This is a genomic window from Sediminicola luteus (assembly GCF_002514735.1).
GTDB lineage: Bacteria > Bacteroidota > Bacteroidia > Flavobacteriales > Flavobacteriaceae > HQA918.
This window is the reverse complement of sequence record NZ_NBWU01000001.1, coordinates 778,953-796,627: the sequence shown is the minus strand read 5'-3', so window position 1 is coordinate 796,627 and position 17,675 is coordinate 778,953. Positions and strand designations below refer to the sequence as shown.

The window sequence follows — 17,675 nt, the reverse complement described above, 5'->3', positions numbered from 1 at the left end:
ATGTTTACTTAGGTCTACTCCTGAATCCGGGCCCCGAACAACAGCCCCAACATCTTGTAGAAATCCATTTCCTTATAATCGAAATCGCCTTCGGTAGGTACACGGTGCACCATAACCAATTTTGAATCGGGGTACACGCCCAACATATGTATGCCTAGGCCCGTATGGAAAAATGAGTTGCGTTTCGTTTGCTTGTTGGGTACCCTAACCCGCCACAACATGCCATAGGCATTGCCGTATTTGGGGTTGTATACCGAATAGGGTTTGGTACTCTTATCGATCCACTTCTTTGGTAAAATCTGTTGGCCCTCCCAATTCCCATGGTTAAGGTATAACTGACCAAAGCGGGCCAGGTCACGGGTCGATAATCGAAAATGATAGGCCGGGTACTGGGAGCGTTCTTTTTCATATTGGTAAAATCCATCCAAGTTTCCAAAGTCCGGGATTATACTATCCACGTCCATAGTTAAGTAGCGCCCCTTGTATTCGCGCATACCCAAGGGTTGGGCTATTTGTTTCTTGAACAGCTTATAAATGCTTTGGCCCGTCTGTTTTTCCAATAGGGCCCCTAGCGTATTGAAGTCCCAATTGTTGTAGTAATAATGGGTGCCGGGTTTATGGCTTCCCCTTGGGGGTCTCGAACGTAGCATGGCTTGGTTTTCCGCGGCCGCATTGTGGTATACCCCCGATCGCGATTTTAACAAATCGGCAATACGGGCCTCCTGTTCTTCTGGGTTTAACTTAGGTGCGATATCGTCTATCCCCAAGGCTTTTAGGGTCATGGAGGTATCGATCTGACCTTTTTCGATGGCTATGCCATACAAGGCGTTGATAAGTGCTTTACGGATGGAGTGGATCAAATGTTTCCGGCTGGTATCGCCCCATTCGAAAATAACCGCCCCATCGACCAAGACCATCATGGAAGAAGCGCCACTGGCCTCTAAATGTTGTTCCAGTAAGGCCAATTTTTCGGAAGAAAACCCTTTGGATTCCGGTGCGGCATGGGCAAATGGAATAGGGGTCTGGGCCACTGTCCAGCTAGAAATCCACAAAAAAATTACGAAAAAGAGGGTTCGCGCTATAACCATATCCTATAGACGAAGACCTTCGGATTTTGTGACAAGAATTATCAACCGAATTTCCGCGAGTATAAAGGGCATACACCATGCATTGCCCAATTCGAATACTTTACCTGTTCTCCAAAATACGGGCAGGCTCTACACTACTATCATGCTCTTGGTAATAGAGTTCCAAAAGATCCATGGTAGAGGCGGTAAGGTCTTTGGTCTCCATCAACAGGTTAAAGTAAAGGGTCGTATTCTTCGGGCTCGATTCTTCGGTACGGGTACGCTCTACCTGTTGGGCGATTTTGTTCGAAACCACTTCGATAATCTCCTTTTTACGGCCCAAAACCTGTCCGATCTGCTCAAACGAACGGCTGTCGAAGGCCTCTTTGGTCTGGTTGAGCAATACCTCCAAATGCTGGTCTATTTCCTTAAGATCCTTGATTTGGTTGTATTTCAGTTTCTTGTGGTTGTTGTTAATATGCTTGTGACTGATCTTGGCGATATACTCCAACGATTGGATCATATCCTGCAAGTAATCCAACATACTCAAATAGAAGTTACTGGCCCCCACACTGCTTTCGTCCAGATTCTTGATAAAGAAGAAAATATTGTCACGCAGGTCTTCGATCTCATCCGAAAGTTTCACCACGCCTTTTTTGCTCGATTTCAACAGTTCAAGGTTCTGTCGCCCAAGTCCGTTTATGGTATCGGTATAGATAGCATTACTACGGCGCACCACCGAAGAAATGGTATTGGCGCTTTCTTCGATCACCCCTTGTATAGAGCTGCTCTCGGCCCTACGAAGGCTATCTTCGGCCTTTATTTCCTTACTCTTTTTGTTGTGTATGATATAGTTGCGCACGATTAAGGTAGCGGCCACGATCAACAAGACCACTACGGCTACGAATCCGCCCAAATGGATGATATAGGCGATCAAGGCAGCTGCGGTAAAGGCACTAAAGGCGGTAAAGAACCAGCCCCCGATCACATTGAGCACCCCGGCCACACGATAAACGGCACTTTCTACACCCCAAGCCCTATCGGCCAATGAGGTACCCATGGCTACCATAAAGGTTACATAGGTAGTAGATAGTGGTAATTTCATGGAGGTAGCTATCGAGATCAATACCGAGGCCACCATCAGGTTAACGGCCGCACGCACCAAGTCAAAGGCAGGTAGGTCCTTCGCCTTGTTTTTTGGTACGTAGGTATAGGGTTTCTCGAATTGCCCATCTATTTTTTTCTGAAGTTCCTTCGGAAGGATGCCCGAAATATTCTCGCTTAAGCGGATGCTGAATTTTACGATCTGACGCGAAAGGAAGTTGGGTTGAAAACGCTCGTCCCCTTCATCTTGACGTGAAAGGTCTACCGAGGTTTTTACCACCGCTTTGGCCTTGGAAGAGAACCAAAGGGTGACCACCATAATCATACCCGACAACAACAACAAGAGGGTAGGGGTCTGTACCTTGGCGGCCAAACCTTGCATATTGTAAGCTTCGGCAGCCACACCGGAAGCCACCCAGTCTTGATACGATTGCAATGCGGCGATCGGTACCCCGATAAAGTTCACCAAATCGTTTCCGGCAAAGGCCATGGCCAAAGCGAAGGTTCCGATTATGATAATGATCTTATAGATATTCCATTTAAAAGTCGCAGTAAATACATAGGAAAGCAGCGTCCAAACCACGAAATTCATCAAGAGGAACAAGGGTGCCTTGTTGGTAATGAACGACAACATATCCGCGTCTAGCAAAGAAGCACTTTTAAGTCCTTTTACAATGATAAAGTAGATAATGGCACTAATGGCCACGCCCCCGAAAAGGGCACCTACCCATTTCGATTTTTCCTCGAACTTGAACGAGATCAATACCCGCGAAACGAATTGTACAAAAGCCCCCACACTAAAGGCCACCACTACCGAGAGCAGTATACCTACGATAATCTGGGTCGCTTGGGCCGTATTGATGTATTCGCCCAACTGGTCTATACCTTCGCCCCCACCCAAGATTTTGATCATGGCTACCGCAACGGCAGCACCCAAAAGTTCGAATACGATGGAAACCGTGGTAGAAGTAGGCATACCCAAGGTATTGAAAAAATCGAGTAGCAAAATGTCGGTGATCATAACCGCCATAAAGATGATCATGATCTCGTTGAACATAAATTGCTGGGGCTGGAAAATACCCTTACGTGCCACTTCCATCATACCACTAGAGGACATGGCCCCAAAGGCGATGCCCACACTGGCAATGATCATAATGGTTTTAAAGGAAATGGCCTTGGAACCAATGGCCGAGTTCAAGAAGTTTACCGCATCATTACTCACTCCAACAACCAAATCGGCAATGGCCAAAACGGCCAGGGCCACGATCATGAACAAATAGATATTCTCCATAGGTCAAATTAAGTAGGCAAATATCCATAGATCTCCCCATTGCAATGTTATGTTAAGGTTATGTTTTGGGCCTGTTTCCTAGTGTCCATAGGGCTTCCGGGCGCATCCTATTTTAAGTCGAAAACCGTATCTTGCGGCCCAAACGTTACGGTATGGAATGGGAAAGATTATTGTCGTTAAAACGCTTTGGCGACAGGCATAAACGCTTACGAAAAGAGCAAGACGATACCCGATTGGGGTTCGAGGTCGACTATGATCGTGTTATTTTCTCTTCGGCTTTTCGCTCTTTGCAAGATAAGACCCAAGTGGTGCCCCTCTCCCAGACCGATTTCGTACATACCCGCCTTACCCATAGTCTAGAGGTCTCGGTCGTAGGCCGTTCCTTGGGGCGTGCCGTAGGTAAGCGTTTGCTGGAAAAGCACCCGCATTTGGCTACGGTCCATGGCTATACCTTTAACGATTTTGGTGCCATAGTGGCCGCTGCCGCCCTGGCCCACGATATCGGAAACCCCCCATTTGGCCATAGTGGCGAAAAAGCCATAGGCGAATTCTTTAAAAATGGTGAAGGCAAACATTTTGAGGACAAGCTCACTGCTGCCGAATTTCAAGACATGCTCGATTTTGAGGGCAATGCCAATGGTTTTAAACTGTTGTGCCAATCGCGAAAAGGCGTGGCGGGCGGACTGCGTTTGGGTTATGCCACTTTGGGCGCTTTTATGAAGTATCCGAAGGAATCCCTGCCCAAAAGACCTACGGATCATATCGCCCATAAAAAATTCGGTTTCTTCCAATCGGAAAAGTCCTTTTTTACCGAAGTGGCCCTAGAATTGGGGCTGGCCTCTTTCGGCCTCGATGGGGCTTTGGCCTATCACAGACACCCCTTGTCGTATTTGGTAGAGGCTGCCGACGATATCTGTTATACCATTATTGATTTTGAAGACGGAATCAATATGGGATTGATCGCTGAGGAATATGCCCTCGAATATTTGATCAATCTGGTACGCGACAGTATCAACTCCGAAAAGTACAACCAATTGGTTTATCGCGAAGATCGTATGTCATATCTAAGGGCCTTGGCCATTGGTACCCTGATCCAAGATGCCACCCGTATCTTTTTGGAAAATGAAGAAGCCATTTTGGCCGGCAATTTCGATTGCGCCCTGCTCGACAAGAGTAAATATGCCGCCCAAATCAACGATATTATCAAACTCAGCGTAGACAAGATCTATAAATCGCAAGAGGTAATCGGCAAAGAACTGGCAGGTTATAAGATTATTGCCGGACTCTTGGAGAGCTATACCACCGCTTTGGTGCGTAAACAAGAGGGCGAAGCCTCCAATTACGACAAATTGTTGATCGGTACCCTCCCCGAATTCTACCAACAGACCGATGGCAGCTTGTACGAACTACTGATCAACACCTGCTCTTACGTAGCCAGTCTCTCCGACTCGGCCGCGGTTTTGATCTATAACAAGATCAATGGTGGAACGCTGTAATGATCTAGCAACGTAGCAATGAACCAATTTATCAATGTGCTAATTTGAAGATTTGAAAATGAGGGAGGGAAGTACGAAGTGGGAGGTACGAAGTGAGAAGTGGAACAACCTCTCTATTCGTGTGAATTCGTGGAATTCGTGTCAAGCCTGTGGCAATGTAACCATGTACAATGTGCCAATTAGTCAATTTGATGATTTGAAAATGAGTTGGTAAGTACGAATAAGCGAAAGTTCGTGAATACCCACAAACGACAAAACCTTTAAACCAGAAACCCTTCAAACCTTTCCAAGTACGAAGTATCATCAATAACTCCTCACTGTTTTTGTTTAATCAGTCGTGTAGTTGTTTAATCGAGGCTTCCAAGGCTCAAAAATGGACGAAATCATACATTACCCCCTCTCCTGTGCCTGTCCCGCGGAATGGCGGGAGGAGAGGGTTCGGGTGAGGGCCTACCTGTAAAACTGTTTTAATGATTGAGCATCTAACCCATAACTCTTAACTCCTAACAGTTAAATCCCCATAAAACTCAGAATTTTCTCTGCCAACCGCTGTGTAAGACCTTCCATCACCCCAACCCCTAAATCCCACAAGGCGGTAGTTTGCTTTGGCCCCTACCGTGCTTCCAACCCATTGTGAGCGTCAAAACCAACAGGCCTTGGGTACCGAAACCCCCTAAAAAGGGTTCCAAAATACCCTTCCGAACGATTGGCGCGCTGTTATGGCCCAATTTTGTACCATCATTTTAAATCAATCAAAAAGCGTAACTAATCAGTGTCGCAGGTTTTGAGGTGAGAAATAGGGATTTTGGGTGCTGTTGAAGTGATTTTTTTCAAAGCATAGCACCGCTACGTGAGAAAAAAATAACAAAAACAGAGCGTAAAAGACCATTTCGTAGCCAAAACAGGGGGCTCTGGTTAGTTACTAAAAAACAACGATTATGAAAACAGTTATTAATACTCCTGCACTCCTCCTTTTGGCATTAATGGTGCTACTATTCGGTTCCTGTTCCAGTGACGATGGCACCATGGAACCGGGCCCAAAAACGGGCTATGTTTCTGCCGAGGCCTATTTAAACGAAATTGGGTTCCGCGGTAGCGTATTGATCCAAAAAGAAGGCACGGATATATTGCGAAAAGGCTTTGGTATGGCCAATGCCGCCCAAGGGATTGCCAACGAGCCCGAACTGATCTATCGCATTGGGTCGGTAACCAAATCGTTTACCGCGGCGGCCATCATTCACTTAATGCGCGAGGGTAAGATCCAAAATCTGGACCAAACTTTGGACGAATTCGACACTGACTTTCCGTTCGGCGACCAGATTAGCCTAAAGCATTTGTTGACCCACAACTCGGGCATACCCGATTATGTAGGTGCTGCCCGTGCTTATATAGACCAACAAGTGGACCTGGATAAAGACGCTATTTACGAGCTCATTGCCGAAACTACGGCCGAAGATGGTCTTCAGTTTACCCCTGGGGAATACTTTTCCTATTCCAATGCCAATTATTTTCTTTTGGGACTCTTGATCGAAGAACTATCGGGTACTACCTACCCAGCCTATCTTCAAGAAAAGGTCTATACCCCCTTGGCTATGGAAAATACGGCCAAAGGTCCCGATGGGATTAGCGGCAACCAACGCGCCCAAGGGTATTTCGAGGGTCAAAAAGTAGGCGCCTATCCCATGCATCTGGCCTTTAGTGCCGGGGAGCTCGAAAGCACCTTGACCGATTTGGAAAAATGGGGCCATGCCATGCTGGGCGATTACTTTAGTCCGGCTGAAAAAGCCTTGGTTTTTGCTGCCTCAAGCGAACAAACGGGCGTGAACACGGCAGGGGCCGGTTGGTTTAGTCTACCCATACAAAACCAATTGGTGTACCACCACGGGGGCGATATAGATGGGTTTACCAGTTTGTTGTTGCTGGCCCCCAAGCATAACGGTCTTATCATATTACTGAGCAATGCCCAAGACCAAGGTGAACAACGTATGCAAATTATGGAAACCCTTATGGCCAACGAATTCTAAGGCATAATAAACGTAAGCTTATAAGCCAGCCCGGTACTAAAGATATCGCGGCTGGTTTTTTTGATTGGTCATGGCGTGTATACCTTGGGAAGGTATGGTTTAGAAAAAAAATCATGAAAACGGTCACACCCTTGGCCCGAGATGTGTCTAAGCTATGAATTGTAAAAAACGATACAAGATGACACCAAAGAATTATGATGTACAAGACATTGAGATCCATGTGGCACCCGATTTGGCCTATCAGTTTATTGCCGAACCGACCAATGTACCCAAATGGGCCATCGGTTTTTCGAAAGTAAATGGCAGCACGGCCCTAATGGAAACCCCTCAGGGCAAGGTCGAGATCGGATTGGAGATGAAATCGAACCCAGAGCTACGAACCGTAGATACCCTAATGACCTTTCCAGATGGTAGTGTGGGGCAAGCGTTTTCTAGGATTACAGGGAACAATCAAGACCAATCGGCCATTTTTACCTTTGTCTTAATGGCGCCACCCGTGCCTTTAGAGCAATTGGAGGGGAGTTTGGCCCAACAGAAAAAACAACTGGCGGAAGAATTGGTTTTGCTAAAACGTATTTTGGAGCGAAAGTATAATTAAAGTTAAGTTTAGGGTCGGGGAGCCACAGCCCCCGACCCTTATATATCAAAGGATATGGAAGACGATGAGCTTATAGAATTGAGTTTACAGGGTGATAAACAGGCGTTGGAGCAGCTCTTGAAAAAACATCAAGATTGGTTGTATAACGTGGCCTTAAACCTGACCTCAAATACCCACGATGCCTCCGATTTAGTACAGGAAACCCTGATTAAGGTCATTACCAACCTAAGTCAGTTTAAAGGGGAAAGTAGCTTTAGGACCTGGACCTTCCGTATTTTAAAAAACACCTTTCTGAACGCGACCCGGAAAAAACCATACCATACCCCTTTAACTTGGGACGATTTTGCCCAAGACCTCGATAATACCATAGATGCCGAGTATACCGACGGAAACGAAAAGGAAGTGGTCAAAGAGGCCAAACTCAGTTGTATGAAAGCCATGTTGTTGTGCCTTACCCCCGAGCAACGCTTGGTCTTTGTGTTGGGTGAGCTTTTCGAATTCCCCGATACGGTGGGTAGTGCGGTCATAGAAACCAGTAAGGCTGCATTTAGGAAAAAACTGAGCCATACCCGTACCCAACTGTACCAATTTATGAACGACAAATGCGGTTTGGTACGTACCGAAAATCCCTGCCGTTGTGCCCGAAAGACCAAAGGTTTTATTGCCAAAGGCTATGTAGATCCCAAAAACCTACAGTTTCAAAAAGGCACCCTGAGCAAAATAGATAAGGTGATAGCCAAAAAGCTCGATACTTATGAAAATGAAGGGTATCGCGCTTATCAAGAGCTTTTTCACAAGCACAATTTCCAAAAAGCTGACGACCGTTTGGCTTCCTTAAAAAAAGTGCTGGCCTCAAAAGCCATTAAGGATACTTTTGAAATTTAAAACCATTTCAACATTGAAATGGTATATGTCCATAGTACGGAGCTACTTCTTTCGGTACTTTCTAACGCTCCCCAAAACCAACATCCGTTAACCAAGGCAGTTCTTGGGTAATTTTATCCAGCGGCCAGTCCCACCAAGCGGTATGTAGCAGCTGGGCTATTTTCGCTTCGCTAAATCGTTTTTTTAGGGGTTTGGCCGGGTTTCCCCCAACCACCGTATAGGGAGCCACATCTTTGGTCACCACCGATTTGGCAGCGATAATGGCCCCATGGCCTATGCGAACCCCAGGTATTATGGTGGCTTCATGACCGATCCAAACATCATGCCCCACCTGGGTGTCTCCCTTGGTTGGATAACTTTTTCCGGCCATGGCCCCGGCCCAGTCTTTTCCGAAAATGGCAAAAGGGTAGGCAGACGGACTCTCGGTAAGGTGGTTGCCCCCGTTCATGATAAAGCGTACCCCGCTGGCGATCTGGCAAAACTTGCCGATGATGAGTTTATCGCCAATAAAATCGAAATGGTATTTGACGTTTTTCTCAAAATTCCCCACATCCTCAAAATCGTCGTAATAGGTATAGTCACCCACGATAATATTCGGGTTTTTGATAATGTTCTTTAAAAAACAGAGCTTGTCGTAACCGGGCAGCGGAAAGGTGGTATTTGGATCTGGATAAGGCATAGGGTTAATCGTTTAGGTGTTCTAAAAGTTGATTGATCAAGTTATAGGTATTAAAATGCGGACCGCTTTGGGCCACATTATAGGAAATTAGACCCTGGTTAGCGGGACTATACCCAATAAAGGTACCGTAAAAACCATAATGCCCAAAGTATTCTTGCCCGTGGTAGGACACCTTGTAAAGGCCCAATCCATATGGACTTTCAGTATTCCCCGTAGCTTGGGTGTCGCACATTTGGCCCAGACTTTTTTCCGAGATCAATCGACCTTGAAATAGACCTTTGATAAACAGCGCCAAATCTTGATGGGTAGACACCAGTCCGCCCCCGGCCCAATCAAAAGAGGTATTGATCTGGCTAAAATCATAAGGGCCCACAAAAGGGGTAACCATAGGTTTGGGGTTGGCCGGGGTTTCGTAAAATTCAAAATAGGTATGCTGCATACCCAAAGGGTCTAGAATCCGTTTGCGAATAGACGCCGCCAAGGGTACCCCTTCCAGTTTTTCGATCAGCATACCTAGTAACACATAGTTCATATCGGAATAAAACCAACCCTCGCCCGGCGCAAAATGGGCTTTTTGGGGCAGGTCAAGGGCATAAAAAGTTTCCAAAATGCTTTGGGGATCGTATTGCCGTTGCGGGTCGGCAAAGAGTTGTTGGGTAAAGGCCTCCCGTTGGTCGCCCAACACATCGGCCAGACCCGAACGATGTTGCAGCAGCTGTATCAATCGCAATTGGGACGTATGGTCCTTACCTTGCCAAAGCTGTAGCGAATCGAAGGTCAAATGCGTCTGCAACCAATCGTTTAGTTTGAGTTTGCCCTCCTCCTGCAATTGCATAATGATCGTAGCCACAAAGGGTTTGGTAGCCGAGGCGATCCGAAAGGCATAATCGTTTTGAACAGGACCGCTATGCGGATCGACCCCCACGGCGGCTTGGGTAACTTTCCCTGCGTTTTCAAAATAGACCGAAATGCTGTGTACCGGTTGCTCGGCTTCCGGTTTTAACTGGTCGCGCAACAAACTATCTAAAGGCGATTGGCCATAGCAAACGATGCTGCAAAGGCAGCTTAGTGCGAAAAGGAATTTATGTTTCATGGATTGGAAATTTTAAGGTTGAATTTGGGTAGGCCTAGTAACAAAAACCAAAGGAGTTGGCCCAAACCAAAAGCCAGTACACTGGTACGTAGAGGCGAAAACAGGCTCAATATGCCCAAAGCGCCTACGACATAACCCCAGGCGGTTTTCCAACGGGAAAATACGCCAATTTTATACAAACTTCGCGATACCAGCAGGGTGTATAGACCGGCCAGTAGTTCAATGCCCCCGCCCAAGGCGTCTTGTATGAGCGATAGGCTTACCCAATGCTGTTGGGCCTGTTCGGGATCGGTCATTTGGGCCGTTTTATCGAGCCCTACCAAAAGAATGAAACCACTGGCCAAGACCATAGTGGCCCAGATATTCCCCAGCGGGTAAAAAACTTGGTCCTCGGACACCCCTTGTTTGAGTCCGTGGTTAAGCAGCACTAAGGCCAGACCAAAACCGATATAAATAATCGTGATCCAGCTTTCGTAAAGCGGCCTTTGGGTCAGGATCATATCTAGGTCTAGCGGTTGGGCTTCCCCAAAGGCGAAAAGGTAGAGGGTAATACCCACCACATAAGCCGTAAAACAGCCCCAAGCCCCTAGGCGAATGCGTTCGGTTGCCTTCATCTTATTAGCGATTAAAACCAATACGGGTTTGAAAACCTAGGGCTTGTGGGGCTTCACTTTGGGCCCATAGTCCCGCTAGGGTACACATAAGGGCTAAAAGCAATACAAACTGTTTCATGTTTTTCGTTTTTTGGGTCTCCCCGGTTGATTGATGCTACAAATATGGTTCAGGCAAATGGCCCCAGCGTTCGGGAATCCCTGAAAAAGGTTCGGAAATACCTTTCGGGACTTTTTGATATGGAAATCGGGTTTCCTACTTTTAGGGCTACCAAATGCAAGCGCCCAACAACACATCGATCGTGGTTTTGCCCTTCATGAATATGAGTGGCGATGCCGACAACACTTATTTCTCCGACGGCATTACCGAAGAGATCATCAATGCGCTTACCACCATTCCGGGCCTGCGGGTCATTGCCCGTACCTCGGCCTTTGCCTTTAAGGGGAAGCATATAGACATACGGAGCATTGCCCAGCAGTTGGGGGTCAGTACCGTTTTGGAGGGTAGTGTACGCAAGCAGGGCGATCGGGTACGGGTTACCGCCCAGTTTATCAATGCGGCCGATGGCAGCCATTTTTGGTCCAAAAACTACGACCGCCAACTGCACGATATCTTTGCCATACAAGACGAGATTAGTCTGCTGATCGCTGAGCAGATCCGCGAGAATTTTGGGCATTTGGAGGTAGAGGGCAACCTAAAACCCCATACCGTACCGGCCACGGCAGCCTACGACCACTACCTAAAAGGGCTTTTTTATCTAAAACGCAAGGATTTTGAGGACATTAAACAAGCCATTGGCAGTTTTAACGAGGCCGTTGCCATAGATCCGCACTATGCCGAAGCCCATGCCTGTTTGGCCGAGGCTTATATACACTATATGGGTTTTGGCGAAATGGACCTGAACGAAGCCTATACCCAGATCGGCACCCATATTGCCCAGGCCATGGCGGCCGATCCCGAAAATGCCCGGGCCTATAAGATCGATGCCTATATGAAACTGTTCGCCTGGGATTGGGCGGGCACCGAAACCGCCTATCAAAAGGCCCTGGACCTGGGTCTGCCGGCGGCCAATGAATTTGTGTCTTACTACCATATTTTCGTTAAGAACGAAAAGGCCCATGCCATTGGTCTGGCCCAAAACCTATTACTTACCGATCCCCTACACGCCTTTAGCCATTGGCAACTGGGCGCCTGTTATTATTTTGACCGGCAGTTCGAGCAGGCTTTGCAGGCCTTTGACCATGCCCTGGCCTTAGAGCCCCGTTTTGGCGAGGCCCTACGCTGGAAAGGCTTGGTACTGGGCTACCTAGGCCGATTTGAAGAGGCCCTGCCCCTGTTGGACCAAGCCCTAGAGGTAACCCAAGGACAGCTTTTGGCGAAAATGGACCAGCTTACGGTAAAGATCCTTATGGGCGAAAAAGAAGCCGTATTGCAAGAGATGGAAGAGATAAGTTTCCACGATCCCTGCGACCCCGCCCAGCTATACGCCCTACTCGATATGCCCGAAAAGGCCCTGCCCTTTTTAGAACAAGGTCTGGCCCAGCACAGCATTATGATGATCAGTTTGCGCTATTTCTTCGTTTGGGACAACCTACGTGGACACGACCGCTTTCAGGCCCTGATCCAGCAAATGAAATTCCCGGAAGCCGGAAACCCGGCCCCGACCAAAGATACGCCCAAGGCCCTGTTGGAGGCCAGCGAGATTCAAGCCTACAGCCAACAATTGGATGCCCTGATGCAGGCCGAAACCCTGTATACCAACCCCGACCTAAACCTACGTGCCCTGGCCCAACGCCTAGGGCTTACCCCCAACAAACTCTCTTGGTTGCTCAATGCCCATTACCAACAGAACTTTAACGGCTATATCAACGGCCTAAGGTTGGCCCTGTTCAAGCAAAAAGCGTTGGAGCCCACCAACCAAAAACTCACCCTACTCGGACTCGCCTACGAATGCGGATTTAACTCCAAGACCGTATTCAACACCTACTTTAAAAAAGCCGAAGGGCAACCCCCCAAAGCTTGGTTGGCCCAGCAACGCTGATAATGTAGCAATTTGTCAATGAGGTAATTTGAAGATTTGAAAATGAGAATGTTATGTGCGAAATTGGAGGTACGAAATACGAAGTTGAACATAACCCATAACTAGTTTGTTGAACCGGTAAAATACAACCTCTGTGAAACTCCGTGTATTCTCCGTGAAACTCTGTGTAACGGATTACTGTATAATCAATTCGTCAATTTGAAGATTTGAAAATGAGTGAAGTAAGCACAAAGTTGGAGGTACAAAATACGAAGTGGAACATAACCCATAACTCTTAACTCATAACTGGTTTTTTAAAGTTATCATCTCGACCCCGAGACTTCTGAGTTCAGAATTCAGGATTCAGAATGCGTTCTTACGCTTTTCCGTAAGGTAACCTCAAGGGCGTCCGCTATTTTTGAAATATCTGGGGAAGTTGGAAGTACGAAGTGGAAATTTGTTGAATCGTTAAATCGTGTAGTTGTTTAATCAATGTAGCAATGTAGCAATGTAGCAATTTGTCAATGTGATAATTTGAAAATGAATACGGTAAGTACGAATTGAGGATTTGTTGAATCAGGATTTTAAGTGCCAATAATGAACGAAATCATAGACTCCTTCTCCCTCAGGGAGAGGGTCGGCCTGTCCCGAAGCATTTCGGGGGGTGAGGGCTAACCAGTAAAACTGTTTTTAATAGTTGAATCATCATAACCCATAACTCTTAACTCAGAACTAGAAAAGTCGAAATCCCTTACAAATGGCCCAATTACAGCCCCAAAACGCCCAAAAAATACCTAGTAATGGGTATTGTGATGTTTATACGGAAGGGGTAGTTTTAGGAGGTAAAACCAAAACCGATTGACCAATTGATAAACTAAAGGTATTGTAGGGATATCAGCAAGCTGTGAATCATTATTAAACGTTGTATGCAAGCTGAAAAAAGCCCCAACCGCACGTTCAAGCACATTTGGTTTTTGCCGAAGCTAAACCCAACGCTAAAAAACCAAAAGAGCTTTCACTTCCCCACCACCGCCCGAAACACCGAGTATGAAATAACTCATTTCAAAACATTTGTTTCTTTATTCGGAACTTTTGTTTACATTTGAAAAACAATTGTAACATACGAAGAATGACTCATCTTGGTAAGTATTTAACGGATAAATCAATTAACAAAGCAGAAGTTTCTCGGAAAACTGGAATACGGAAATCCCGACTAAGCCAACTGAGCACCAAAGAAAAAACCAATTTAAAAGCTGAAGAACTATATCTGATTTCTAAAGCAATAGGTGCTGACCCAAATGAGATTCTAGAGAAATTGTATGGACATTTAGAGCTTAACGTATAACTATGAGAAAATTGAATTTCATAGATTTATTCTCAGGAGCAGGAGGCTTATCCGAAGGCTTCATAAAAGCTGGCTACAATCCTGTTGCACACGTTGAAATAGATGAAAAGGCTTGTGATACTCTAGAAACGAGATTAGTCTACCACAAATTAAACTCTGAAAATAACCTAGAGGATTACTACGATTACATTTCGGGAAAAATTTCAAGAAAAATTTTTATTGAGAAATGTGGCGAAGCAGAAATATCCAATTCTGTAATTAACACTTCCATTGGAGGGAAGAATAACAAAGCCATTTTTGAACAAATAGATAGTCTAGCAGCCGACAAATCAATTGACTTAATAGTTGGCGGACCACCTTGCCAAGCGTATTCGCTAGTTGGAAGGTCAAGAGATAAAAATCGAATGAAGAATGACCCTCGGAATTTTCTTTACAAAGAATATGCAAAATTTCTAAAGAGATACGAACCAAAGGTGTTTGTTTTTGAAAATGTAATGGGTCTAATCACAGCCGAAAAAGGAAGCTATTTTAAGAATATGCGAGCCTATTTTAAGCGTATTGGATATGAACTAGATTATACCATTCAAAAATCAGAGCATTTTGGTGTATTACAGAAAAGAAGGAGAATAATACTAATAGGATGGAAAAAAGGGGTTGATTTTGAATATCCAGAATTTGAAAGAGTTAAGGAAGTATATACAGTAAGCCAGATTCTTTCTGATTTGAAGGCGTTGAATCCTGGAGACCAAAATAATGTTACTAAATACATTAGTCCTAGTACCGAATATCTTGAAAAGTTTGAGCTAAGAAATGGTGTCGATTTTGTAACACAGCATATTGCAAGACCTCATAATGTTCGTGATTTAAAGATTTATCAAATCGCAATAAACAAATGGCTAAATGAGTCAGAAAGACTCAAATATCCTGATTTGCCATCTGCACTTAAAACACACAAAAACGAAAAAGCGTTTGTGGATAGATTTAAGGTTGTTGATATAAATGGACTTTCTCATACAATGGTCGCTCACATAGCTAAAGATGGACATCATTATATCTACCCTGACACTAAACAAGTTAGGTCTATTTCAGTACGTGAGGCTGCAAGAATTCAATCATTCCCAGATGATTATTATTTCGAAGGCGGTAGAACTGCTGCGTTTAGACAAATTGGTAATGCCGTTCCACCATTGATGGCAAAAGAAATTGCTTGTCAAATTAAAAAACAGCTTCAATGAGCGATGATTTAACATACAAGATTAGACCAGCAGCCAGATTGATACATACAATCGGTAGTGATTTAATTGGAGACTCTTATGCTGCATTGGTTGAACTAGTCAAAAACTCATACGATGCAGACGCCACGAAAGTCGACATCGTTTTTAAATATACCGAAATTGGTAATGAACAGGCTTTAATAATTTCTATCAAAGATGATGGTCATGGAATGGATTTCGACACAGTAATTAACAAATGGCTAGTTCCAGCGACCGATGATAAGCTTAAGAGAAAAGTAAGTAAAAAAGGTTCAAGAACCTTGCAAGGGAGAAAAGGTATTGGACGTTTTGCTGCTTCCATTTTAGGCCAAGAAATGACACTTTCTACTGTTGATGAAAATGGTGAAAAATCTGAGGCGGTTATTGACTGGAGAATTTTTAAAACAGATGAATTTCTAGAGAACATAGAGCTTCTCATTGAGAAGAAGGAAACTCAAGAGCCCTCAGGAACAGACATTTTAATTATTGCTAAAGATGAAATATATGAAGAAGTAGTTATTGATGAAAATGGTGATGAAGAAGTAATAGAAAAAACTGATTCCAAACTATCTTATTGGAATAAAGACTCTCTAGAACAGTTGATTAATGAATTAAGAAAACTCATATCACCATTTGAAGAGTCGACCGAAGATGAGTTTAAAATAAACTTATCATTTGAGAATTCACCATTCCAAGAGATTGATGAAAAAATCACTATAGATACTTATCCAATCATTAAATATTATGATTATCGAATTTTTGGAACTATTTCAAATGATGGAACAGCCAGTTTAGAATTCGAGAATAACATCAATCCAGAAGCTGTTCAAAAAGAAAAAATCTCGCAAAAGTTTGAGCTTTCTGGCAACAATAAATATTGCGGTCTAATCAAAGTTGATTTTAGGGTATTCGACCGTGAACCTGATGCTATTGACAACTTGATTAATAAAGGACTAATAAACCCAGTATCTAAAAAATATATGGGTAAGAATGAAGCAAGAAGACTTCTGAATGAAGTTTATGGCGTAAATGTTTACAAAAACAACTTTAGAATTCGTCCTTATGGTAATGGTGGTGTTGATTGGCTCGATTTGGATAAGGACAGAATACAAAATTTCACTTTAAAGATTAGCAATAACCAGATAGTAGGGTTTGTTACGATTCAATCAGAGGAAAAATCTGGATTAGAAGAGAAAAGTGCCAGAGATGGATTGAAAGAGAATGAGTACTACTTTGGATTAAAGGAACTGGCACAAAAAGCCTTATTTGAACTCGAAACTAGGCGACTAGCGTACAGAATAAAAAGTGAAAAAAGCAGAGGGAAACCAACGAAAGTACAAGACACGATAAATTCCCTGTTTAGCTTAGCAGAAGTCAAGTCATCTATAGGCAAAAAGCTTTCAGAGTTTAAAATTGATAAAAAAGCAATTGATGAGATTGACAATATATTAACCAAAGAAGAGGCTAAGAAAGCTGAACTCAAAGAGGAAATTGAAAAAACAATAGCGATTTATCAAGGCCAAGCAACTCTAGGTAAAATTGTCAACTTTATTCTACACGAAGGCAGGAAACCATTGCAGTTCTTCAATTCAGAAACTAAGGTGATGGAACGTTACTTAAAATTCTATCGAGCGAAACCAACTGAAGAGGACTATGAACAACTAGTAAAAAGTATAAATGGCTTTAAGATTAATAGCAAGTTCATTTCGACTCTATTTAAGCGAATATCGCCTCTCGCCAAACAGAAAAGGGAGAAAAAGTCTGACTTCTCAGTTATTCGTGTCATTAACGAGAGTTTAGATGTTTTCAAATCAAGTATTGAAGAAGCAAATATTGAATTTGAAATCGTTGGAGATGAAAAAGTAGAAATTTTTGGTTGGTCAGAAGATTTGTATATCGCCTTAACAAACCTAATTGAGAACAGTATTTATTGGCTGGGTATATCCAAGACAGATGAAAAGAAAATAGAAATAGAAGTTATTCAAAATAAGGACTCTGTTATTATTGACTATAAAGACACAGGTCCAGGCTTAACAGATTTGGAAATTGAATCTGGAGCCATTTTTGAGCCTGGTTATTCTAAAAAAATTGATGGGACTGGTCTTGGTTTAGCCATCGCTGGTGAAGCATCAGATAGACTTAATGGAGAACTTTCTGCTAGAAAAAGTGATAACGGAGTGAACTTCCAAATAGAAATCAGCAAATAAT

At 44.1% G+C, this 17,675-nt stretch carries 13 protein-coding genes; 8 read left to right on the top strand and 5 right to left on the bottom strand.

Annotated features, from left to right (window positions below; genetic code table 11):
* Positions 1–14: 14 nt before the first annotated feature.
* Together B7P33_RS10090 and B7P33_RS10085 are read right to left on the bottom strand one after the other, a co-directional pair.
* On the bottom strand, positions 15–1,088 hold the full coding sequence (locus B7P33_RS10090; RefSeq protein WP_097441842.1) for a serine hydrolase domain-containing protein: 1,074 nt from the start codon (positions 1,086–1,088) through the stop codon (positions 15–17).
* Positions 1,089–1,188: 100 nt separating this feature from the next.
* The gene (locus tag B7P33_RS10085; RefSeq protein WP_097441841.1) at positions 1,189–3,462 is read right to left on the bottom strand and encodes an inorganic phosphate transporter; all 2,274 of its coding nucleotides are present in this window, start codon (positions 3,460–3,462) and stop codon (positions 1,189–1,191) included.
* Between the two features lie 152 nt (positions 3,463–3,614).
* On the opposite strand from B7P33_RS10085, the gene dgt reads away from it, so the two are divergent.
* The 4 genes from dgt (at position 3,615) to B7P33_RS10065 (ending at position 8,465) form a co-directional block, all read left to right on the top strand.
* A complete protein-coding gene (dgt, locus tag B7P33_RS10080) occupies positions 3,615–4,958 on the top strand; it encodes a dGTP triphosphohydrolase (RefSeq protein ID WP_097442304.1) in 1,344 nt (447 codons plus the stop codon).
* 938 nt (positions 4,959–5,896) lie between these two features.
* On the top strand, positions 5,897–6,982 hold the full coding sequence (locus B7P33_RS10075; RefSeq protein WP_097441840.1) for a serine hydrolase domain-containing protein: 1,086 nt from the start codon (positions 5,897–5,899) through the stop codon (positions 6,980–6,982).
* A 178-nt stretch (positions 6,983–7,160) separates the two neighbouring features.
* Positions 7,161–7,580, top strand: a complete 420-nt coding sequence (locus tag B7P33_RS10070; RefSeq protein ID WP_097441839.1) for a hypothetical protein — start codon at positions 7,161–7,163, stop codon at positions 7,578–7,580.
* A 54-nt stretch (positions 7,581–7,634) separates the two neighbouring features.
* The gene (locus B7P33_RS10065; RefSeq protein WP_097441838.1) at positions 7,635–8,465 is read left to right on the top strand and encodes an RNA polymerase sigma factor; all 831 of its coding nucleotides are present in this window, start codon (positions 7,635–7,637) and stop codon (positions 8,463–8,465) included.
* A 61-nt stretch (positions 8,466–8,526) separates the two neighbouring features.
* Here the strand turns inward: B7P33_RS10065 and B7P33_RS10060 are convergent, their stop codons facing one another.
* From B7P33_RS10060 to B7P33_RS10050, 3 genes are read right to left on the bottom strand one after another with little or no spacing between them, the layout of a single operon-like run.
* Complete coding sequence (locus B7P33_RS10060) at positions 8,527–9,144, bottom strand: CatB-related O-acetyltransferase (protein WP_097441837.1); 618 nt, start codon at positions 9,142–9,144, stop codon at positions 8,527–8,529.
* Between the two features lie 4 nt (positions 9,145–9,148).
* Positions 9,149–10,237, bottom strand: a complete 1,089-nt coding sequence (locus B7P33_RS10055) for a serine hydrolase domain-containing protein (protein WP_097441836.1) — start codon at positions 10,235–10,237, stop codon at positions 9,149–9,151.
* Positions 10,234–10,851, bottom strand: coding sequence for a hypothetical protein (locus B7P33_RS10050; protein ID WP_097441835.1), 618 nt, complete (start codon positions 10,849–10,851; stop codon positions 10,234–10,236). The genes B7P33_RS10055 and B7P33_RS10050 overlap by 4 nt, the downstream gene beginning before the upstream one ends.
* Before the next feature lie 272 nt (positions 10,852–11,123).
* Between B7P33_RS10050 and B7P33_RS10045 the strand changes: the two genes are divergently transcribed.
* From B7P33_RS10045 to B7P33_RS10030, 4 genes are all read left to right on the top strand, one after another.
* Positions 11,124–12,890 carry a helix-turn-helix domain-containing protein gene (locus tag B7P33_RS10045; protein ID WP_216359377.1) on the top strand — a complete coding sequence of 589 codons (1,767 nt, stop codon included), beginning with the start codon at positions 11,124–11,126 and terminating at the stop codon, positions 12,888–12,890.
* Positions 12,891–13,998: 1,108 nt separating this feature from the next.
* Positions 13,999–14,214, top strand: coding sequence for a helix-turn-helix domain-containing protein (locus B7P33_RS10040; protein ID WP_097441834.1), 216 nt, complete (start codon positions 13,999–14,001; stop codon positions 14,212–14,214).
* Between the two features lie 2 nt (positions 14,215–14,216).
* Positions 14,217–15,449 carry a DNA cytosine methyltransferase gene (locus tag B7P33_RS10035; RefSeq protein WP_097441833.1) on the top strand — a complete coding sequence of 411 codons (1,233 nt, stop codon included), beginning with the start codon at positions 14,217–14,219 and terminating at the stop codon, positions 15,447–15,449.
* A complete protein-coding gene (locus tag B7P33_RS10030) occupies positions 15,446–17,674 on the top strand; it encodes a sensor histidine kinase (protein ID WP_097441832.1) in 2,229 nt (742 codons plus the stop codon). The genes B7P33_RS10035 and B7P33_RS10030 overlap by 4 nt, the downstream gene beginning before the upstream one ends.
* Position 17,675: the final 1 nt, after the last annotated feature.